The 19,573-nt window shown below is 69.9% G+C and carries 18 protein-coding genes; 13 read left to right on the top strand and 5 right to left on the bottom strand.

Annotation, left to right across the window (positions count from 1 at the left end):
- Positions 1 to 176: 176 nt before the first annotated feature.
- From OOT46_RS29520 to OOT46_RS29490, 7 genes are all read left to right on the top strand, one after another.
- A complete protein-coding gene (locus OOT46_RS29520; RefSeq protein ID WP_265407204.1) occupies positions 177 to 989 on the top strand; it encodes a citryl-CoA lyase in 813 nt (270 codons plus the stop codon).
- A gap of 380 nt (positions 990 to 1,369) precedes the next feature.
- Complete coding sequence (locus OOT46_RS29515) at positions 1,370 to 3,217, top strand: 7TM diverse intracellular signaling domain-containing protein (RefSeq protein ID WP_265407203.1); 1,848 nt, start codon at positions 1,370 to 1,372, stop codon at positions 3,215 to 3,217.
- A 175-nt stretch (positions 3,218 to 3,392) separates the two neighbouring features.
- On the top strand, positions 3,393 to 4,115 hold the full coding sequence (locus OOT46_RS29510; protein WP_265407202.1) for a PEP-CTERM sorting domain-containing protein: 723 nt from the start codon (positions 3,393 to 3,395) through the stop codon (positions 4,113 to 4,115).
- A gap of 494 nt (positions 4,116 to 4,609) precedes the next feature.
- Complete coding sequence (locus OOT46_RS29505; RefSeq protein WP_265407201.1) at positions 4,610 to 6,115, top strand: serine/threonine-protein kinase; 1,506 nt, start codon at positions 4,610 to 4,612, stop codon at positions 6,113 to 6,115.
- A 69-nt stretch (positions 6,116 to 6,184) separates the two neighbouring features.
- On the top strand, positions 6,185 to 7,402 hold the full coding sequence (locus OOT46_RS29500) for an OmpA family protein (protein WP_265407200.1): 1,218 nt from the start codon (positions 6,185 to 6,187) through the stop codon (positions 7,400 to 7,402).
- Between the two features lie 19 nt (positions 7,403 to 7,421).
- Entirely contained in the window at positions 7,422 to 8,234 is an 813-nt protein-coding gene (locus OOT46_RS29495) for a distant relative of cell wall-associated hydrolase (protein ID WP_265407199.1), read from the top strand.
- 129 nt (positions 8,235 to 8,363) lie between these two features.
- The gene (locus tag OOT46_RS29490; RefSeq protein ID WP_265407198.1) at positions 8,364 to 8,957 is read left to right on the top strand and encodes a transglycosylase SLT domain-containing protein; all 594 of its coding nucleotides are present in this window, start codon (positions 8,364 to 8,366) and stop codon (positions 8,955 to 8,957) included.
- Positions 8,958 to 8,982: 25 nt separating this feature from the next.
- On the opposite strand, the gene minE is transcribed toward OOT46_RS29490, so the two are convergent.
- The 3 genes from minE to minC all read right to left on the bottom strand — a co-directional run bounded on the left by minE (position 8,983) and on the right by minC (position 10,906).
- Positions 8,983 to 9,240, bottom strand: coding sequence for a cell division topological specificity factor MinE (minE, locus tag OOT46_RS29485; protein WP_265407197.1), 258 nt, complete (start codon positions 9,238 to 9,240; stop codon positions 8,983 to 8,985).
- A 3-nt stretch (positions 9,241 to 9,243) separates the two neighbouring features.
- Positions 9,244 to 10,059: a septum site-determining protein MinD gene (gene minD, locus OOT46_RS29480; RefSeq protein ID WP_265407196.1), complete on the bottom strand. Its 816-nt coding sequence runs from the start codon at positions 10,057 to 10,059 to the stop codon at positions 9,244 to 9,246.
- Between the two features lie 61 nt (positions 10,060 to 10,120).
- Complete coding sequence (gene minC, locus OOT46_RS29475) at positions 10,121 to 10,906, bottom strand: septum site-determining protein MinC (protein ID WP_265407195.1); 786 nt, start codon at positions 10,904 to 10,906, stop codon at positions 10,121 to 10,123.
- A 440-nt stretch (positions 10,907 to 11,346) separates the two neighbouring features.
- On the opposite strand from minC, the gene OOT46_RS29470 reads away from it, so the two are divergent.
- From OOT46_RS29470 to OOT46_RS29445, 6 genes are read left to right on the top strand one after another with little or no spacing between them, the layout of a single operon-like run.
- On the top strand, positions 11,347 to 13,149 hold the full coding sequence (locus tag OOT46_RS29470) for a fatty acyl-AMP ligase (RefSeq protein ID WP_416136275.1): 1,803 nt from the start codon (positions 11,347 to 11,349) through the stop codon (positions 13,147 to 13,149).
- Positions 13,150 to 13,171: 22 nt separating this feature from the next.
- Complete coding sequence (locus OOT46_RS29465; protein ID WP_265407194.1) at positions 13,172 to 14,104, top strand: acyl-CoA desaturase; 933 nt, start codon at positions 13,172 to 13,174, stop codon at positions 14,102 to 14,104.
- A gap of 33 nt (positions 14,105 to 14,137) precedes the next feature.
- On the top strand, positions 14,138 to 15,274 hold the full coding sequence (locus OOT46_RS29460; RefSeq protein ID WP_265407193.1) for an acyl-CoA desaturase: 1,137 nt from the start codon (positions 14,138 to 14,140) through the stop codon (positions 15,272 to 15,274).
- Entirely contained in the window at positions 15,237 to 15,542 is a 306-nt protein-coding gene (locus OOT46_RS29455) for an acyl carrier protein (RefSeq protein ID WP_265407192.1), read from the top strand. Before OOT46_RS29460 ends, OOT46_RS29455 begins: the two co-directional genes overlap by 38 nt.
- A gap of 5 nt (positions 15,543 to 15,547) precedes the next feature.
- On the top strand, positions 15,548 to 16,651 hold the full coding sequence (locus tag OOT46_RS29450) for a fatty acid desaturase (protein WP_265407191.1): 1,104 nt from the start codon (positions 15,548 to 15,550) through the stop codon (positions 16,649 to 16,651).
- Between the two features lie 32 nt (positions 16,652 to 16,683).
- The gene (locus OOT46_RS29445) at positions 16,684 to 17,547 is read left to right on the top strand and encodes an alpha/beta fold hydrolase (protein WP_265407190.1); all 864 of its coding nucleotides are present in this window, start codon (positions 16,684 to 16,686) and stop codon (positions 17,545 to 17,547) included.
- Here the strand turns inward: OOT46_RS29445 and OOT46_RS29440 are convergent.
- Both OOT46_RS29440 and OOT46_RS29435 read right to left on the bottom strand, forming a co-directional pair.
- A complete protein-coding gene (locus OOT46_RS29440; protein ID WP_265407189.1) occupies positions 17,538 to 17,849 on the bottom strand; it encodes a MarR family transcriptional regulator in 312 nt (103 codons plus the stop codon). The genes OOT46_RS29445 and OOT46_RS29440 overlap by 10 nt on opposite strands.
- Entirely contained in the window at positions 17,812 to 19,464 is a 1,653-nt protein-coding gene (locus tag OOT46_RS29435) for a PEP-CTERM sorting domain-containing protein (protein ID WP_265407188.1), read from the bottom strand. Before OOT46_RS29435 ends, OOT46_RS29440 begins: the two co-directional genes overlap by 38 nt.
- Positions 19,465 to 19,573 lie beyond the last annotated feature (109 nt).

Raw genomic sequence — 19,573 nt, 5'->3', positions numbered from 1 at the left:
TGGCACAGCTGGGTGCCGAAGAGAACCGGCTGCGAAGTTCTGTCGAAAACGGTCGCAGGCTAGGCGCGGCGCGGAATCGGGCGGGGCCGCCCGATGAGCACCGCAACGACGCATGCGGCCGTTTCTCGGCAGAACTTCTGCCACGTATCTGCGGGACACCACACTAGGAGAAACCCATGGCAGTCACCACCGAAATCGGCACCACCACGCCCGATGTCATCAGCGTGCGCGGCAGCAACCTCGCCACCGAGATCCTGGGCCGGTTCGACTTTGTCGACATGATCTGCTGGCTCTGCTGGTCGCGGCTGCCGCAACCACGTGAGAAGAACATGATCAACCTGCTGCTGGTCGCCGCCGCGGACCATGGCCTGACGCCCAGTGCGATCAGCAGCCGCTTGACCTTCCTGGGCGCGCCGGAGTCGCTGCAGGGCGCGGTGGCGGCGGGATTGCTCGGCGCCGGCAGCCACTTTCTGGGCACCGTGCAGAACGTGATGGAGCTGCTGACGCAAGGCGCCGCGGCGCTGTCCGAGGACGCCAGCGAGAACGAGGTGCTCGCCTGCGCGCGTGAGCAGGTCCAGGCGTTCCGGGGCGCCCGGCGGGGGCTGCCGGGCATCGGACATCCGATCCATGTGCACGGCGATCCGAGGGTGCCGGCGCTGCGGGCCGCGTCGCAGACCAACGGTTATTTCGGCAAGCACTGGCGTCTGGCCCTGGCCCTCTGCGAGGTCCTGCACATCGAGCACGGCAAGGACCTGCCACTCAATGCCGCCGGCGCGATCGGCGCGATCCTCGCCGACATGGGGCTGGACCCGCTGTTCGGCCGCGGACTGGCGCTGATCGGCCGCGCCGCCGGTCTGGTGGCCCACGTCGCGGAGGAGCGCGATCACCCCACCGGTCAGGACCTCTGGAACCTGGTGCTCGCCCAGGATCCGCGCAATGTGCTGCCGCCAGCGCCGCAGCGGGCGGAGCGATCCTCCGCGGCCACCTGAGGAGCGCAAGGCGCACCTCGGCAGCCGCTGCCTATCCTTGCAGGGGGCCGTGGTGGGCGGTCTCGCGCCCGGCCCGACCCGCTCCCCAGTGCGGCACCGGCAGGCGGGCCGACAAGCTTTTCGCATTCTCTCGGGCCAACGGCCTGCCCGGCTGGTAAAAAGCCTTCAAGTCACGGCCGTCCAGGTCGAAATACAGGCGTTGCCCCGCAAGCTCGATGCCGTCCGCGCGGCGGTGGTCGCTGGGGGTGGCCCGACAGGGTATTTCGCCGTGTGCCGGGTCGGGCGCCGCCCCCGGGTCAGTTCGAGAGGGCGGGCCGTACCAGCAGCTGGGTTGGCGAGGAGAGATGTATGCGCATACTGCGCCAGACGATGGGGACCGGATGATGCTGCGCCTCCTGCGCCGACTGCTGTGGCTCGGCTGCCTGTGGGCCGTCTGCCTCGGCGTCCGCGCAGAGCCGGTGCGGCTGGACGCCGCGCCGGCCGGCATCGCGCTGGGCCGCCAGCTGCGCTACCTGGAAGACCCGCAAGGCGGGCTGCAGCTGCAGGACGCGCTGGCGCGCCTCAGTCAGTTCCGGGCGGTCCAGCAGGACGTGCCCAACTTCGGCTTCACGGCCTCGACCTACTGGTTCCACCTGAGGCTGCAGAACCCGGGCATGCAGCCGGGCCGCTGGTGGCTGGAAATGCAGTACCCGTTGCTCGACGACGTGCGTGTGCACCTGCTGCGCGCCGGCGGGGCCGTCTCCTCCTTCCCGGCGGCCGGGCGCTCCTTTCCCTTCGACCAACGTCCGACGCCGCACCGCAACCTGATCTACCCGGTGGAACTGGGCGCGGGCGAGACCGTCGACGTGCTGATGCGCGTGCACACCGAAAGCTCGCTGCAGCTGCCCTTGGTGGCGTGGGAACCCGATGCGCTGGCCCTCAAGGACCGCAACGAGCAGTACATGATGGGCATCTACTACGGAGTGCTCGGCTCCATGCTGGTGTTCAACCTGCTCGTGTTCTTCTCGATGCGGGACAAGAGCTACCTGCATTACGTCATCTACATCGGCGGCTACATCGGTTTCCAGTTCGCCCTCAACGGCCTGGCCTTCGAACACCTCTGGCCGGGCTGGCCGGAATTCGGACGCCGTTTCCTGCCCGTCGTGATGGGCATCTCGGCGATCGGCGCGCTGAATTTCACGCGCAGCTTCCTCGATGTACCCACCCACCTGCCGCGGGTGAATCGGCTGATCGGCGTGCATGTCGCGGCGACCGCGGTGATGACGGTGCTGACCCAATTCGGGTCCTACACGCTGGCCATCAAGCTGGCATCCGCCAACGCGCTGCTGCTGTCGCTGGCGGTGTCCGCCATCGGCCTGTGCTGCCTGCTGCGCGGCGTCAGGGAGGCGCGGTACTTCATGCTGGCCTGGACCACGCTGCTGGCCGGGCTCGCGCTCTACCCGCTCAAGACTGTCAACCTGGTGCCCAGCTCCTTCTTCACCGAGTACGCGATGCAGATCGGCTCCGCGCTCGAGACGCTGCTGCTGTCCTTCGCGCTGGCCCACCGCATGAAGCTGCTCAAGGAGCAGAACGAACGCATCCAGGCCGAGGCGACCTCGCAGCTGGAGCGGCGCGTGCAGCAGCGCACCGAGGAACTGGACAGGGCCCTGCGCGACCTGTCGCAGGCCAATGCCGAGCTGCAGAAGCTCAATGCGCTGGACGGCCTGACCGGCGTCAAGAATCGCAAGCACTTCGACGAGCAGTTGGCCCTGCAGCTCAAGGTGGGCCAGCGCAGCGGGCTGCCGACCTCGCTGCTGCTGATCGACATCGACCACTTCAAGGCGGTCAACGACCAGTACGGGCACCCGGCCGGCGACGCCTGCCTGCGCGCCGTGGCGGGCGCGATCGCCCGATCGCTGTATCGCCCCACCGACGAGGTCGCCCGCTACGGCGGCGAGGAATTCGGGGTCCTGTTGCCACTGACCGATGCCGAAGGCGCGGTGTTCCTCGGCGAGCGCATCCGCACCGCGGTCGAGCAGCTCGACGTGGTGTACGAGGGCCGGCACATCCCCATGACGGTCAGCGTCGGCGTGGCGTTGCGCACGACCCTGGCGATGGGCGGCGAGCAGCTCATCGCCGCCGCCGACACGGCCCTCTACGCCGCCAAGCACCAGGGCCGCAACCGGGTCGTCCTGGCGCCCCCCCTGGCCGGCGCGGAGCCCGCGCCGTCATCGGAAGGGAGCACCTGACACCGGCGTCGAGATGACCCGCGGAGCCGGACGCCGGCAGCCGGAGGCCAGCTGTTGCGTCTGCTCACTGCTGATACGGTTAACCCCGGTTTCCGGGGGTGCACAAGCGGTGGTCCGGCGACGCACCATCCGCCTCTGCCAAGACAACTCAGCTTTACACAGCTCCGGAGGGTTCATGATCACGAAATGCCAGCGCGCGGCTGCGGCCGCCCTGCTCGCCCTGGCCGCCACGGCCGCCCACGCGGTGCCGATGGCGCCGCACGACTACCGCTACGTCGCGCTGCCCGGCACCACCGCTGGCAGCGGTGCCGGCCACCGGGCCGGTACCGTGCTCGAAGACGAAACCGTGCGCTTCAGCTACCTCCACTGGGAGGACTCGCAGCACACCGGGATGCCGGCCGGCGGCAGCATCCAGTCGCAGGTGGTGCGCACCGAAGACGGCACGCTGGACTTCTACTGGCGCATCACCACCGACGCCGATTCGGCCGGCAGCGCGGATATCTTCCGGCTCAACAACTTCTACGACGCGAAGTACAGCTACGACATCGACTTCATCGCCGACGGCCCCGGCTCGGTGGCCCCGCGCCACGCACTGATGATGGGTGAGGAGTCGTCCGCCTGGGCTCGCCGCAAGATCGGTGACATCGACTTCTACTTCAACCCGTCCGATCTGTCGCAGGGCCGCTCGTCGTATTACTTTTTCATCGACACCGACGCGACCTCGTATGCGAAGACGGCGACCGCGAGCCTGAACCCGGAGCTCATCTTCATGGCCGGCTCCGGCGACTATGGCGTGTTCGCTCCGGTGCCGGAACCCAGCTCGATGGCCCTGCTGGCCGGCGGCGTCGGGCTGCTGGCGTGGACGGCCCGGCGGCGCGCTGCACGCCGCGGCGCCTGAAGGCGGACCCCAAGACCCCGAAGAAACACCCGCCCGCCGCTCCGTCAGGGAGCAGCAGGCAGGGTGGCAAAACAACTGCAAAGTTGGCAGCGCAGTTTACTGTATTTCCATACAGTATCAAGTCGACCTGACGCGGCCCGATGTAACGCCCTGTTCGCTGTGCCAGGGCGGGGCCCGCAACGCCGAGGCGCGCCGATCGATGCCTCGGTCGGCCAACACCGCCCTCGCGCACCCCTGCTCCCCTCCCCCCGGGTTGCGGGGCCGTCACCTCTAAAGGCGACACCATCCCCCCGGCCGGTGCTCTACAGTGGCGGCACACCGGCCCGGCGGGCTCCCGCCCGGCCCGTCGAGAAGATTCACCCCCTAGCATGAGGGATGGGGGGCCGGGTCGCTCCCGGTGGTACACCGGCGCGATCGCGCGACAATGGGCGCCCGTTTCAGGCAGGGTGCTTTCGAGCGAGCCGCCTGAAGCTGCCCCTGGCAAGAGAACCGCAATGACTTCGGCACCCGCAGACGACCACGAGCGAACCATCATCGGGTCCCCGGCTCGCACCTTCGTCAGCCCGCGCGAGCAGCAGGTCGCCGACACACCGATGAGCCACACGCTGCCGCAGGGCAGCCGCATCGCGGAGTTCGAGATCGTCGGGCTGATCGGCGAAGGCGGCTTCGGCATCGTCTATCTCGCCTACGACCCCTCGCTGCAGCGCCAGGTCGCGCTGAAGGAATACATGCCGTCGTCGCTGGCCTCGCGCTCGGCGGTCACGGCCACGGTCGCGCCGAAGTCGGAGCGTCACGTCGAGACCTTCAACATCGGGCTACGCAGCTTCGTCAACGAAGCGCGCCTGCTGGCCCGCTTCGACCACCCGGCGCTGGTCAAGGTGCACCGCTTCTGGGAGGCCAACGGCACCGCCTACATGGTGATGCCCTACTACAAGGGCCCGACGCTGAAGCGAGCGCTCGCGGACCGCGGCAGCGCGCCGGACGAGGCGACGCTGCGCGGCTGGCTGAACCCGGTGCTCGACGCACTGGCGGTGATGCACGCCGAGCAGTGTTTCCACCGCGACATCGCGCCCGACAACATCCTGCTGACCGACGCCGGCCCGCTGTTGCTGGACTTCGGCGCCGCGCGCCGCGTGGTCGGCGACATGACCCATGCCCTCACGGTCGTGCTCAAGCCGGGCTACGCCCCCATCGAGCAGTACGGCGACGTGCCGTCGATGACCCAGGGGGCCTGGACCGACCTGTATGCGCTGGCCTGCGTCGTCTACTACGCCATCACCGGCAAGACGCCGGTGTCCTCGGTCGAACGGCTGATCTCCGACCGGCTGGAACCGCTGAGCCGCCTCGCGGCCGGCCGCTACAGCGAGGACTTCCTGCGCGCCGTCGACAAGGCGCTGTCGGTCAAGCCCCAGGACCGCCCGCAGGACGTGGCCCAGTTCCGCGCGCTGCTGGGCAACGGCCCGGTCCGCGCTGCCGCGAAGGCGGCCGCCGCTCCCGCCGCGCCGCAGCGCCAGCTGCCCATGCTGGCGCTCGGCGGCACCGCGGTGGCGCTGGCCGCTGCCGCCTCGGCTGCCTGGTTTTTTTCTCGCCGGGCCGGGGCCCGGAGGGCCGGAGACGGTCGAGCCGACCGCCGAGGTCCGCTCGGCCGGGCCCGATGCCTCGCCCGCCGCACCCGTGATTGCCGCACCGCCCGCTCCGGAGCCGGCGCCAGCACCCGTGCCTGTCGTGGCAACGCCTGCCCCCGCGCCGCAAGCGCCGCCCGCCGCACCGGCGGTAGCCGCCACCCCCCAGGCGCCGACACCGACACCGGCCCCCGCGCCAGTCGCCGCTGCGCCCCGGCCCCGGCCCGCGCCGGCTCCCCGAGCAGACGCCACGGTGGCCGCTGGCGCGGCCGCCGAGCGCCCGCGGCCGCGTCCCGACATGTCAGAGCCGGCCCCTGCCGCGCCTGCCGCCGAGCCGCGCCTCCCGAAAACTGCAAGCGTCCCGGCACGCTGCAGTGACATTCTCCAAAAGGCTTCCCTGGAAGCCTTGACCGATGAAGAAACGCAATTCATGAAGAGGCAGTGCAGATGAAGCAACTCGCACGCGCAAGGCATCACCGAGGCCTTTTTTCGTTCGTGGCCGCCTGCGTGGCGGTGGCCCTGGCAGGCTGTGCCGCGCCCCAGCCGACCCAACTGACCAACGAGCTGCCGTTTGAACAGGCGGTTGCCGAAGCCACCGACGGCCTGGTCTCGCAGACCCAGAAGCTGCCCGCCTTCCTCGCCAAGGTCGAGTCCAAGATCGCCAAGCGCGCGGTCGTGCTCGACCCCATGCTCGACGCCGGCAGCGGGCAGCAGACCGGCGCCACCGAGCTGCTGGAAATGCGCGTCAGCGAGCGCCTGACCAGCAAGTACGACCAGTTCGAGATCCTGCCCTTCCAGTCGTCCAGCCTCAGCAAGGCCCAGTATCTGCTGACCGGCACGATGACGCGCGGCCCGCGCAGTGCTGGCAAGGGCACCGCGCTGCATGTGAACCTGGCGCTGACCGACTTGCGTAGTGGCAGCATCGTCGCGCAGTCCTCCGCGATCGCACAGGACAAGGGCCTGGATCACAACCCCCTGCCCTACTACCGCGACAGTCCGGTGCTGGTGAAGGACAAGGTCATCGAGGGTTATGTGCGCACCAGCACCACCGCCCCGGGACAACGCGCCGACGCCTTCTATCTGGAGCGCGTGGCCGCCGCCACCGTCATCAACGAGGCGACCGACCTGTACAACTCGGGCCGCTACCAGGACGCGCTGGGCCGCTACCGCAGCGCGCTCGCCACGCCCGCCGGCGAACAGCTGCGTGTGCTCAACGGCATCTACCTGACCAACGTCAAACTCGGTCGGACCGCCGAGGCCGAGCAGGCCTTCGCGCGTGTCGTCGCCATGGGCATCGCCTACAACGAGCTGGGCGTGAAGTTCCTGTTCAATCCGGGCAGCACCGAGTTCTGGTCCGACCCGAAGATCAGCGGCGCCTATGGCATGTGGCTGCGCCAGATCGCGCGCGAGAGCACCACGGCCAAGACCTGCATGGACATCGTCGGGCACACCAGCCGCACCGGCTCCGAGCAGACCAACGACTCCCTCTCGCTGCAGCGCGCCGCCTACATCAAGCAGCGCCTGACCACCGAGGCCGCCGAACTCGGCTCGCGCACCAAGGCCGTCGGCATGGGCTCGCGCGAGAACATCGTCGGCAGCGGCACCGACAACGCGGTCGACGCACTCGACCGGCGTGTCGCGTTCAAGATCGTGCCCTGCGGTTGAGGCCGCTCGCCGGTCCGAAATGAACCGACTCTCGACCACCGGGCGCCGGCAGCCGCTGCTGGCCGCGGTCCTGCTCGGCCTGGCCGCCGGCGGCTGCGCCACCCGCATCGATCCCGCCAGCGGCAAGGGCATGGGCGGCAGCGACACCGGCCCGCGCATCGTCTTCGAGAACCGCTCGCTGTCGCCCGACAACGGGGGCCGGCGCATCGATGCCTCGGCCCTGCAGGCGGGCGACATCCTGCTGACGGCCAAGGGCGGCCTCACCTCGGTGGGCATCCGGCTCGCAACGCTCGCGCCGGTCAGCCATGCCGCGCTTTACCTCGGCGAGGGCCGGGTGGTCGAAGCGGTGGGCGAGGGCGTGCGCATGCGCGAGCTGCAGGGTTTCCTGGACGAGGAAGCCACCGCCGTGGCCTTCCGCCATCCCGGCACCACCGCGCAGACGGTGGCCGGGCTGCGTGAGTTCGCGCAGCTGAAGGCAGGCAGCCGCTACGGCTACGTGGGCGTGCTGCTGCACGCGCCGTTCTCGATCGAGCGCCGCGTCTGCGAGTTGCCGCTGGTGCCCGGCCTGGTGCGCGACTTCTGCATGCGCGGGGTGGCCTTCGTGCAACTGGGCAGCGGCAGCGACGACCGATTTTTCTGCTCCCAGTTGGTGATCGAGGCCTACCGGCACGCCGGCCTGCCCCTCACCTCGGCGAACTCGCGCTGGATCAGTCCCGCCGACCTGCTGCACATGCGCGAAGGGGACGTGCCCTCGATGAAGGTGACGCAGCCGCTGGCCTACGTCGGGCATCTCAAGTACCCGGTGCCCAGTCAGCGGGTGGCCGCCGAGTAAGGCTGGTGCCGCTTCGCCACCGCGGGCGGGCGCTTTCGTTTCGCAGCATGGCGGTTCGCGACGCCCGGCGGCCGCGGGCCTCGCGGTACTTCCAATCGGTGCTTCCACCACTCCACAGAAGGACCCCCGATGGAAGCGATCAACCCCATCGACAAGCCGTCCGGCACGAAGTTCGATTACCAGCGCTACCTGGACGGGCTCTATGCGCCGCAGTCGCCCCAGTCCGGCGGCTCCTTCAACGCCGGTCCCAACGAGGCGCTGCAGCAATGGGCGCCGGGCATCCAGAGGGCCGCCGAGCTGACCGGGCTGGACCCCAACCTGATCGGCGGCATGGTGTGGGCCGAGTCGCGCGGCGACCCCAACACCTCGACCACCAACGTCGACGGCACGACCGACGGGGGCCTGATGCAGATCAGCCAGGAACGCTGGAACAACGACGTCGTGCCCAACCTCACCGAGAAGGAGCGCGCGCGGATCAAGGAGCTGACCGGCAAGGAGGCCGAGGAGCTGGACATGAGCAACCCCGAGGAGAACCTCATCGGCGGCGCCTTCGAGATCCAGCAGAAGATCAAGGAAAAGGGCAGCGTGGAAGGCGGCCTGAAGTACTACGTCTCGGGCGACATCGAAGGCGTGGGCAGCCCCAACTACGTGCAGAACGTGCTGCAGTACCAGCGTGAACTGGCGAGCGGGCAGCAGCTCAGCGAGGACCCCCACGGCGAGTGAGGGACCCGGCTGCCCGAGCGTCGGCTCAGCGGACGTCCGGCAGCTCGATCTTGACTTCCAGCACCTCGAGGTTCTCCTGGCGTTCCAGGTGAACCTTGATGTCGTCCGGCTTGATCGAGACGTACTTGGAGATCACCTCCATCAGTTCCCGCTGCAGCTGCGGCAGGTAGTCGGGGCCGCCGGTGCGGCCCGAACGCTCGTGCGCGAGGATGATCTGCAGCCGTTCCTTCGCGACCGTCGCCGATTTCTTCTTTTCCCCGAGCAGGAAGGAGAGGAAAGACATGACTCACCTCCCGCCGAACAGGCGCTTGAAGAAGCCGGGTTTGGCGGCGTCGACGAAACGCAGCGGCTTGTCTTCGCCGAGGAAGCGGGCGACCACGTCCTTGTAGGCCTCGGAGACGTCGCTGTCCTTGAGGTGGATCGCCGGCACGCCCTGGTTGGACGCCTGCAGCACCGTCTCCGACTCGGGGATCACGCCGATCAGCTGAATGCGCAGGATCTCCTGGATGTCGGCCAGCGACAGCATCTGCCCGTCCTCCACCCGGTGCGGGTTGTAGCGGGTGATCAAGAGATGCTCCTTGATCGGCTCGCCGCCCTCGATGGCGCGCTTGGTCTTGGAGCTCAGCATGCCGAGGATGCGGTCCGAGTCGCGCACCGAGGAGACCTCGGGGTTGGTGACGACCAGGGCCTCGTCGGCGAAGTGCATCGCCAACAGCGCACCGGTCTCGATGCCGGCGGGTGAATCGCAGACGATGTACTCGAAGCTCATCTCGGCCAGGTCCTTCAGGACCTTCTCGACGCCTTCCTTGGACAGCGCGTCCTTGTCGCGCGTTTGCGAGGCCGGCAGCACGAACAGGTTCTCGCACTGCTTGTCCTTGATCAGGGCCTGGTTGAGGTTGGCCTCGCCGTTGATCACGTTGATCAGGTCGTACACCACGCGCCTCTCGCAGCCCATGATGAGGTCGAGATTGCGCAGGCCGACGTCGAAGTCGATCACGGCGGTCTTGTGGCCCCGAAGCGCGAGGCCTGATGAGAAGCTGGCGCTGGTGGTGGTCTTGCCGACGCCTCCCTTGCCGGAGGTCACCACGATGATTTTGGCCATCAGTTGCAGGTCCTTTAGAAGATTCAGGGTCCGCCGCCCGGCCCAGCGGGCGGCCTATGGTTCACAGTTTCAGGGGTTCCATCACCAATTTTTCGCCCACCAGGCGGATCTGCGCCGCCTTGCCGGCGACCTCGGCCGGAATGGCGGTCTCCGTGGTGCGGTAGATGCCGGCGATGGACACCAGCTCGGGCTCCAGGCAGGTGGTGAAGATGCGCGCCTCGGTGTTGCCGCGCGCACCGGCGATCGCCTTGCCCCGCAGCGGCGCGTAGACGTGGATGTTGCCGTCGGCGATCACCTCGGCGCCGAAGTTCACCGCCGCCAGCACCACGATGTCGCCGCCGCGTGCATAGACCTGCTGGCCCGAGCGCAGCGGTTTGTCGACGATCACGGTCGCGGTGGCCGGGGCGCTCCAGTGGCGTGAGCCTTCGCTGTCGCGGGCGTCCTCGGCATCGCTGGTTTCGGCCGCGCTGCCCTCGGGCACCGCGCGCGACTCGGCCGAGGTCGTCCCGACGGGGCTCAGGTCGGGCGCCTCGACCAGGCCCAGCGCCAGGGCCGCGGCCATCTGCTCCGGACTGCCCCCCTTGGCAGCCGTCGGCGCCATCTTGTAGCGACGCAAGAGCGCGACCAGCGCTTCGAAATCGACGCTGGCCCCCTGCTCGCGCAGCGGCGCGAGGTCGATCACCACCGGATCCTGGTTGAAAAGATCGGGCGAGGCGCTGATGCGCGCTTCCAGCTCGACCTCCAGTGCCTTCAGGTCGAACGTCCTCAGCACCACGGCCAGCAGGGGCAGCGTGGCGCTCTTCAGGTCAAAGATGGCAGGGGCGTTCCCTGTGGAGACACTGGCCATGGGGCGTTAACAACTCGAAAGGGGTGAAGTTTACCGGGCGTAAGCGCCAGCGGCCGCAAGCTGCCGCATGGAAACAAGCCGCCGCGGGCCCGGATGCCGCCGCTCCCCCGCTGGCATTCCATCACGCAGCAACCCTGGCAAGGGTGACAGCTGACGCGACGGTTTCGGGAAAACGGCACATCCACGCGCCAGAATGCTCCACAGGCACGGTCCTGTGGGCCGTCAGCAAGTGCAGTGCCGACCGGCCCTTTCGGACACCTCCGGTCCTCGAGCAACGGTCAGCGATTGCTTATCAAGTTCTCAGCTCTTAGCATCCTTAATGCATATACATTCACGTGCAGTGAATTGCGGTGAAACCCGCCGGCCACACTCGGCGGCGAAATCCGGCCCCGATGGTCAGCACATGCTGAGCGATTGAACCAGTGGAGGAGGACACCTCGATGGGCCGCATCACTTCGGGGAAGGGGCTCGCCAACTCCCTCGGCAGCAGGCCCGCCGGAGCTGCGCCACAAGCAACGCACAACATCGTTGCCCGGCTCCACCAGCGGGCGCTTGCCTCGCCACACCATCTGGCATTCCGCCATTTGCGCGACGGCGCCGCCGACAGTGTCGAGTGGTCCTATGCCGAACTGTGGCAGGCCGCGTCCGCCGTGGCGGCCCGACTTGCCGGGGAGGGACTGGAAGGCAAGCGGGTCATGCTGGTGCTCGAACCCGGTCTGGGCTATGTCGCCGCGCTGTTCGGCATCCTGCTCTGCAACGCCACCGCGGTGCCGGCCTTCCCGCCGCTGAACGCCCGCGCCGTGCGGCGCATGGCCGCCATCCATGCCGACTGCCGACCCGACGCGGTGCTCGCGGGCGAGGAGATCCAGCAGGCCCGACGTCGCATCGACGCCGAGCTCGGTGCGCTGGGGCAGTCGCCGCGCTGGCTGTTCCTCGAGGACGATCCGCCACAGGACGGCGCGCAGCGGAGTGCGCCGCCTTGCGGCGCCTCGCAGATCCGCATGCCGGCGCCGGCGCTGCTGCAATACACCTCGGGCTCCACCGGCGCGCCCAAGGGTGTGGTGCTCAGCCACGACAACATCATCAGCAATTGCGAGGTGCTGGGCGCCTTCCTCGATCCGGATGCGACGCGGGTCGGCCTGTCCTGGCTGCCGCCCTACCACGACATGGGGCTGCTGGGTGCGCTGCTGCTCGCGGTGCACAGCGGCTTCCCGCTCATCACGATGAGCCACACGCACTTCGTGCAGAACCCGCTGCGCTGGCTGCAGGCCATCACCGAGCACAAGGTCAGCATGACGGCCGCGCCCAACTTCGCGCTCGACCTGTGCGTCGACTCCATCCCCGACGAGGCCCTTCAACAGCTGGACCTGTCGTCGCTGCGCCGGCTGTTCTGCGGCGCCGAGCCGGTCTCGGCAACGACGCTGCAGCGTTTCGCCGAACGTTTCGCGCCGCGCGGCCTGTCGCGCTCGGCGCTGCTGCCCTGCTACGGACTGGCCGAGGCCACGCTGTTTGTCGCCGGCAAGACCGGCCAGGCGCCACCGACGGTGTTGAAGGTCGACAAGGCGGCACTCGACCACGGTTTCGTGCACGTCGACGCGCAAGGCGGGCCCTCGCGCTCCCTGGTGAGCTGCGGCAGGGCCGCGGCGGGCCACGAGCTGCTGGTCGTCGACCCGCTCACGCGCCGGGTACAGCCCGAGGGGATGGTGGGCGAGATCTGGGTGCACGGCCGCAGCGTCGCCTTTGGCTACCTCGACAAGCGCCCGGCGACCGCCGAGACCTTTCATGCACACCTGGAAGGCGACCCGTCGCGCCGGCGCTACCTGCGCACCGGTGACCTCGGCTTCCTGTGGAGCAACGAGCTGTTCGTCACCGGACGCATCAAGGATGTGCTGGTGCTGGCGGGCCGCAACCTCTATCCGCAGGACATCGAGCATTCGGCGCAGCAGAGCCACCAGGCGATACGGCGCAACGGCGTGGTGGCCTTCGCCGTGCCCGGCGACTCGAGCGAGCGCCTGGTGATCGTCGCCGAGCTGTCGCGGCGTGCCGCTGCGCTGGATCGCGGCAGCCTGAACAGCGTGCGGCAGGCCATCACCGAGTCGGTGGTGCGCGACCACGGCATCGCGCCCGCGCGCATCCAGCTGGTGCCACCGGGCTCGATCCCGATGACCACCAGCGGCAAGGTCCAGCGCCAGGCCTGCAAGCAGGCCTTCATGGCGCGCCAGTTCACCACACTCGAGGGCTGAGTCCCGCCGGCAGTCCCCCACCATGCAGTACCCCCATGGCCCCGCCGCCATGCCGGCCCGTCCGAGCTGCGGGCCCACCGATCGCAGTGCCCGGCGCCTGGCCCCCTGGATGGTGGGCCTGCCCTGTGCCGGCTTCGTCGCGGCACTGTGCTTCGCGGCCTTGCACGGCTTCACCCGCCTCGACGCCGCCCTGCTGGCCGGCATGTACCTGCTCACCGGACTGGGTGTCGAAGCCGGCCTGCACCGCCATTTCTGCCACCGCGCCTTCAAGGCGGGGCCGGTGCTGCGCGCGGTCCTCGCGGTCGCCGGCAGCATGGCAGCCCAGGGCCCCCTGCTGTTCTGGGTGGCGACACATCGCCTGCACCACCGCCACGCCGACTGCGGCGGCGACCCGCACTCGCCGCGACCGCGGCAGCCCGGCCGGCACGCCGCGCTGCAGGCGCTATGGCATGCCCACCTGGGCTGGCTGTTCACGCTCGAGCGCAGCGGCTGGGCCGAGCAGGTGGCCGAGCTGCTGAGCGAGCGCCGGCTGCTATGGCTGAGCCGGGGCTATTTCGCCTGGGTCGCTCTGGGCCTGCTGCTGCCCGGCGTGCTGGGCGCGATGCTCGGCTCGGGCTGGCGTGATGCGGTCGGCGGCCTCCTCTGGGGCGGCTTCGCACGCATCTTCCTGCTGCAGCACGCCACCTGGGCGATCAACTCGCTGGGCCACCGCGTGGGCGGCCGGCCCCACCCGACCCGCGACGACAGCCGCAACATCGCGCTGCTGGCCCTGCCCACGCTAGGCGGCAGCTGGCACAACAACCACCATGCCCATCCCGGCCTCGCCTGCAACGACGAGCGGCCCTGGCAACTCGATCCCTCGGCCTGGTTCATCCGGGCCCTCGAAGCGGCGGGTCTGGTGTGGGACGTGCGCCGGGCTCCGCGCGCGGAGCCCGGCCCCACACCCGGCGCCTGAGGCCCGAACGGCAGGATCGGTGCGAGGAGCGCGATGACCTGGGACTCTCGATCGACCGCGGCACTGCCACCGCCACCCCACGCGAGCGCCAGCGCGCAGGCGTTTGCCGCCGGTGTCACCTGCCTCGCCGGTCCTGCCCGGCGCCTTGAGCAGCTGGCGGCGCTGACGGTGCTGCTGCTGCCGGCGGCCGGCTTCGGGCTGGCCCTGCAGCTCCTGCTGCAGGGACGCTGCACGGCGCTCGACCTGGCCCTCTTCGGCCTGATGTACACGCTGCAGATGGCCGGCATCACGATGGGCTTCCACCGCCTGCTGGCGCACAAGGCCTTCCGCACCTCCGCCGCACTGGAGGCGGTGCTGCTGGTGTGCGGCTCGATGGCGGCGCAGGGACCGCTGCTGTTCTGGGTCGCGACGCACCGCCGCCATCATGTCTACAGCGACGGTCCCGCCGACCCGCATTCGCCCCGTCCGCGAGGCAGCGGCGCGCTGGGCAGCTTGCGCGGCCTCTGGCATGCGCACGTGGGGTGGATGTTGGGCAGCGACCGGGCGCGCTGGAGTTTTTTCGCCGCCGACCTGCTGCGCGAGCGACGCCTGCTCTTTTTCCACCGCAGCTATCCACTCTGGGTGCTGCTGGGGCTGGGGCTGCCGGCGGCGGTCGGCGGCCTTGCCACGGCGGACTGGGACGGCGCCTGGCGCGGCCTGCTGTTCGGCGGGCTGGCACGGATGTTCCTCGCCAACCAGGCCGCCTGGTGTGTCGGCTCGCTGTGCCATCGCTTCGGCCGCCGGCCCTTCGAGACCGGCGACTGCAGCGCCAACAACTGGCTGGTGGCCCTGATCACCTTCGGCGAGGGGCTGCAGAACAACCACCACGCCTTTCCCGGCTCCTTCCGCCATGGCCTGCACTGGTGGGAGCCGGACCCGGCCGGCTGGCTGCTGGCGGCCTTCGGCGCGCTCGGCTGGGTCTGGGACCTGCGCCGTCCCGATGCCGCCGCCATCGAGAGGCGGCGCCGGCATATCGCGAACCTAGGACCGGCCCCGGGCGCGCCCCGGGTGCAGGCGGTTTTCAGACATGGAAGGAGAAGTAGCAATGGTCGAGACCGGCTGGTGGAGCGCCGTCGCGCGCAGGTTCCAGAAGATGCGTCCGCCGCTGGACGTGAACCCGGTGGTCGATGAACCCAGCCTGCGGCGCTGGCTGGTGTGGCGGCTGGCAGCCCAGCTGAGGCTGCCCCAATCGAAGGTGGACACGGCGATGAGCTTCGAGCGACAGGGGCTGGACTCGATCGCGGCGCTCAAGCTGTCCGGCGAGCTCGAACGGCTGCTGGAGCGGCGGCTCTCGCCGGCGCTGCTGTTCGAGCACGACAGCATCGACCGGCTGAGCGCCTTCCTGGCGGCCGAACTGCGGTCGGCGCCGGCCTCGGCGGATGCGGACTGCGAGGATTAGCCGCCATGCCGCGCCCCACATTTCCCCGCGCGCCCGACGCCCGCTTCGAGGCGCTGACGCGCCGCGTGCGTTCGCTCGATGGCGTGCGACTGGCCGAGGCCATCCCGCCGGCCTGCTTCGAGCCGCAGCCCTGGCGCGGGCTGCTCGGCTTCGCGCTCAGCTATGCGCTGTACGGCCTGGCGCTCGCCGGGGTCGCGCATGCACCGCACTGGCTGTACTGGCCACCTCTGTATGTACTCGCCGGGCTGGGGGGGTGGGGGCTGCACTGCATCGCCCACGATTGCGGCCACCAGTCCTTCTCGCGCAGCCGGCTCCTGAACACGGTCGTCGGGCAGGCAGCCCTGCTGCCGCTGCTCTATCCCTACCATGCCTGGCGCCATGTGCACCATCTGCATCACCGCCATACCAATCACCTGGAGCTCGACACGGACTGGCGGCCCGTCAGCGCCGAGGTGCACGCCCGCATGCCGCCGCTGGACCGCGCCCTCTACTCGGCGACACGTTCGTGGGCCTTCTGGGCCGGCACGATGCGCTACTGGTGGGTGTGCACCTTCCGGCCGGGCTTCTTCCCCGAGCGCGCGATGCGGCGCGAAGTGCGACGCTCGACGCTGGTGGTGGGGCTGGCCGGCGGCCTGTGCCTGGCCCTGCTGTTGCGCCTGGCGGGGCCCCGCGGCCTGCTGCTGTACGGGGTGCTGCCCTGGGTGTCCATCCACGCCTGGTTCAGCGCCACCACGCTGATGCACCATGTGCGCAGCGACCTGCCCTTCCTGTCGTCGGCGTACTGGACGCCCAATGCCGGCCGCCTGCTGCTCACGACGGACTACCGCTACCCGTGGCTGCTTGAGCTCCTGACGCACCACATCTCACTGCACACCGCCCACCATGTCGCGCCGGCGGTGCCCTTTTATCACCTGCCGCGCGCGCAGGCCGCCCTGATGCAGGCCTTCCCCGGCATGGTGACACAGCGCCGCTTCTCCTTTGGCGAGTTGTTGGAGGTGCTGCGCTTCTGCCGCTTTTTCGATCCCGAGCGCGGCTACTACGCTGCGTCGCCACTGAACGTCGACCGCGCTGCAGCCAAAGCCGACCTGTCCTCGGGGGGGCCGCGATGAGCCGGACCCTGCGATCGACCCAGCGGCCCACGATGAGCATCCCACTGCGTATGGCCTGCCGCTGGCTCGGCCCGCTCACCCCGCACCTGCTGGCCCGCGTCGCGGCCGCGCAGTTCCACGATACCGGCAGCCGCCGCGACGCCGCAGTCGAGCCGCCGCCGCTGGGCGCGCGGCGTCTGCCGATTCGGGGCGGCACGGCACTGCCGCAGGCCTGGATGTGGCCGCAGCAGGGCCCGGCGGCCTTGCTGGTGCCCGGCTGGGGCGCGGGTGCCGGCAGCCTGTTGGGGCTGGTGCGCCCGCTGCGACAGCTGGGGCTGAAAGTGGCGAGCTTCGACGCGCCGACGGGCGCCGGCTGGCCGGCACGGGGCAGTACGATGAGCGACTTCAGCGCAGCGGTGGCGGCGCTGCTCGCGAGCCTGGGGGACACGGCGGCGCTGGTCGCGCACTCGGTGGGTTGCCTCGCGGCGCTTGCTGCGCTGCAGAACCAGGCGGAGCTGACGCACCGGATCCGCTGCCTGGTGCTGCTGGCCCCGGCGGCGTCACTGGCCGACCTGCTGGAGCGCTGGGTCTCGGGGGCCGCGGCGCCGCCGCAGGGCCGGCTGATGCAGGAAATCCGGCGCCGGCTGCAGCGTGGCAACGGCCAGCCGGTGGAGCACTGGGACCTCACCTCCCTGGCCCGGGGCCTGGCGCTGCCGGTGCTGGTCGTGCACGACCCGGCCGACGCGGTCGTGCCCTATCTGCACGCGCAGCACGCGACCGACGCCTTCACGCGCGCGACGCTGCTGCCGGCTCCCGGGCTGGGCCATGCCGGCCTGCTGCACGCGCCCCTGGTGGCGCGCGAGGTGGCCGGTTTCATCGCTGCCCACGCGGTCGCCGTGCGGACGCCTCAGCCGTAGCTGGCCAGGCGCGTGGCGACGTCGTAGGCACGCGCGTCGATGTCGCGCATGTTCTGGGTGCCGGCCGCCAGGCGCAGTTCTTCCTGCGCGTCCTGCCAGTCCTTCTGGCTCTTCGACAAGGTGGACGACCCGGCCCGGGTCAGGCGCCAATAACGCTCGCGCAGGTCCTGGGTGCCGACCTCGCAGTCGACCAGGCCGCTGCGCTTGAGCGTGGCCAGGGTGCGGCTCAAGGTGGTGGAGTCCATCAGCAGGCCTTTTGCGAGTTCACCAGTGGTGACCTGCCCGCGTTCCCTGATGACCATCAGGATGGTGTATTGCGTGATCTTGATCCCGTGACGGCTGAGCTTGGCGTCGTAGACCTTGGTGATCGCGCGAACGGCTTGTCGAAGCGTTCCGCAATAGCACAAGAGACGGATCGGGGTGTCGGACATGCTGCTGATGGTGTCGTGCAGGTGAACAAGAGATGCTGAGCCGCAGCCTCGGGTCTGGCGCCCGTGGTCCGCGCGGCGACTGCTCGCCTTCGTGAGGCGGAGTCCACGAGAATGGTAGAGCTTCCCAGGAAGACCGGCGGGCGAGGCAACGGGTACCCCAGCGGAGCCGTCGGACATGCCCCGGCGGGACGGACAGAAACCGACCGCGCCCAGAGTCAGCGCCCCCCGGGTCAAGCGCCGAAACGCCGGCTGCGTCAAGCAGGTGCCCGGTTATGGTGGCGCCCGAGGGCAGAGCTACGGAGAGGGGTATCCCGTAGCACTGCCAAGGCCACCAGGGTGCCATCCGCTTCAGAGCGGTGCATCGCTTCTGACTCGGGGGGATGCGAGTAGGTAGAACCGTGGGGCGGGCTGTGGCGCGACCACCACGGCGGCGCCAGCGCAGCAGCACGGCGGCCAGGCCGAGGCCGCTTAGCACATAGGTTCCCGGCTCGGGCACCGCGGCGATGTCGATGTCCACGCTGCCCGGTCCATAGCGGGCGGAAACACGGTAAAGCTCAGGGTCCAGGTTGCTGAGGACGGCATCGAAGCGGCCCTGCAGCCCGCCCTCGGCGACCAGGATGCGGTAGCGGCCCAGGGCCGGCGCCGGCCCCGACGCGTCGACCCACAGTTCGCCTGCGAGGCGGGCGCGGCCGGCAACGCTCAGCTGGTCGTAAGCATCGTGCCCGAACACGTCGACATCGAAGACGCCGGCCTCGAAACTCAGGCCGCCGCCCTGCAGGTGCGCCGAACCCACCTCCCCCTTGAGGCCGGCGCCCAGGCTGCCCCCTTCGAAACTGAAGCCGGCCGCCTGCATCTCGCCGTCCAACCAGGTCGAGGCCCAGCCGCCCTCCTGTCGGTAGGCGCCAGCCAGATCGAGCCGGCTGCCCTCGCCGACCTCGACCACGCCGCTGTTTTGCAGCGCCCCGGCAATATCGAGCACGGCGCCTCCGGTCAGGCCGAGGCGGCCCTCGTTGCTGCCCAGCTCGGACAGGGCGTCGCTGTCCCGCCCCTGCCAGCCGTTCACCAGGCGGGTGCCGCTGCCGTGCAAGGCAATGGCGGCGCGGTTGTGCACGATGCCGGCCGGCCCGCCGAGGTTGAGGGCGAGCCGGCCGTCGCGCACCGTGTAGCGGCCGCCGGCGAGACGCCGCTCGCCGGCCTGCCATTGCGACAGCGGGCCATCGACGCGCAGGCCCGAGCCGGTCGCGTCCAGGGATCCGCGATTGTCCAGCGGGCCGGCGAATTGCAGCGAGCCGCTGCCGCTCACGCGCACTGTCCCGGTATTGACGAAGCGGCTCTCGACACGCGTGTCGCCGGCGCCGGTCTTCAGGTAGGTGCCGCGGTTGTCGAAAACCCGGACCGCCAGCCGCGTCGCACGCCGCACGCCGCTGCCATCGCGCAGCCCGGTGCCTGCCACGTTCTTGTCCAGGAACACGGTGCCGGCTTTCACCGCCACGCGGCCGGCGCCGAAAGGTCGGCCGCACCGTCCCAGGACGCGCCGCCGTCGAGCCGCAACTCGCTGTCGATCCGCTTGCCATGGCGCGGCGCGGCCTCCCCGG

It is taken from the genome of Aquabacterium sp. A7-Y, from assembly GCF_026153205.1.
GTDB lineage: Bacteria > Pseudomonadota > Gammaproteobacteria > Burkholderiales > Burkholderiaceae_C > Caldimonas.
This window is presented reverse-complemented; position numbering and strand designations above follow the sequence as displayed.

Bases quoted from the DNA above. Each gene is read 5' to 3' on its own strand.
- OOT46_RS29520 (WP_265407204.1), top strand. From the start codon at position 177: ATGGCAGTCACCACCGAAATCGGCACCACCACGCCCGATGTCATCAGC.
- OOT46_RS29515 (WP_265407203.1), top strand. From the start codon at position 1,370: ATGATGCTGCGCCTCCTGCGCCGACTGCTGTGGCTCGGCTGCCTGTGG.
- OOT46_RS29510 (WP_265407202.1), top strand. From the start codon at position 3,393: ATGATCACGAAATGCCAGCGCGCGGCTGCGGCCGCCCTGCTCGCCCTG.
- OOT46_RS29505 (WP_265407201.1), top strand. From the start codon at position 4,610: ATGACTTCGGCACCCGCAGACGACCACGAGCGAACCATCATCGGGTCC.
- OOT46_RS29500 (WP_265407200.1), top strand. From the start codon at position 6,185: ATGAAGCAACTCGCACGCGCAAGGCATCACCGAGGCCTTTTTTCGTTC.
- OOT46_RS29495 (WP_265407199.1), top strand. From the start codon at position 7,422: ATGAACCGACTCTCGACCACCGGGCGCCGGCAGCCGCTGCTGGCCGCG.
- OOT46_RS29490 (WP_265407198.1), top strand. From the start codon at position 8,364: ATGGAAGCGATCAACCCCATCGACAAGCCGTCCGGCACGAAGTTCGAT.
- minE (WP_265407197.1), bottom strand. From the start codon at position 9,240: ATGTCTTTCCTCTCCTTCCTGCTCGGGGAAAAGAAGAAATCGGCGACG.
- minD (WP_265407196.1), bottom strand. From the start codon at position 10,059: ATGGCCAAAATCATCGTGGTGACCTCCGGCAAGGGAGGCGTCGGCAAG.
- minC (WP_265407195.1), bottom strand. From the start codon at position 10,906: ATGGCCAGTGTCTCCACAGGGAACGCCCCTGCCATCTTTGACCTGAAG.
- OOT46_RS29470 (WP_416136275.1), top strand. From the start codon at position 11,347: ATGGGCCGCATCACTTCGGGGAAGGGGCTCGCCAACTCCCTCGGCAGC.
- OOT46_RS29465 (WP_265407194.1), top strand. From the start codon at position 13,172: ATGCAGTACCCCCATGGCCCCGCCGCCATGCCGGCCCGTCCGAGCTGC.
- OOT46_RS29460 (WP_265407193.1), top strand. From the start codon at position 14,138: ATGACCTGGGACTCTCGATCGACCGCGGCACTGCCACCGCCACCCCAC.
- OOT46_RS29455 (WP_265407192.1), top strand. From the start codon at position 15,237: ATGCGTCCGCCGCTGGACGTGAACCCGGTGGTCGATGAACCCAGCCTG.
- OOT46_RS29450 (WP_265407191.1), top strand. From the start codon at position 15,548: ATGCCGCGCCCCACATTTCCCCGCGCGCCCGACGCCCGCTTCGAGGCG.
- OOT46_RS29445 (WP_265407190.1), top strand. From the start codon at position 16,684: ATGAGCATCCCACTGCGTATGGCCTGCCGCTGGCTCGGCCCGCTCACC.
- OOT46_RS29440 (WP_265407189.1), bottom strand. From the start codon at position 17,849: ATGGTCATCAGGGAACGCGGGCAGGTCACCACTGGTGAACTCGCAAAA.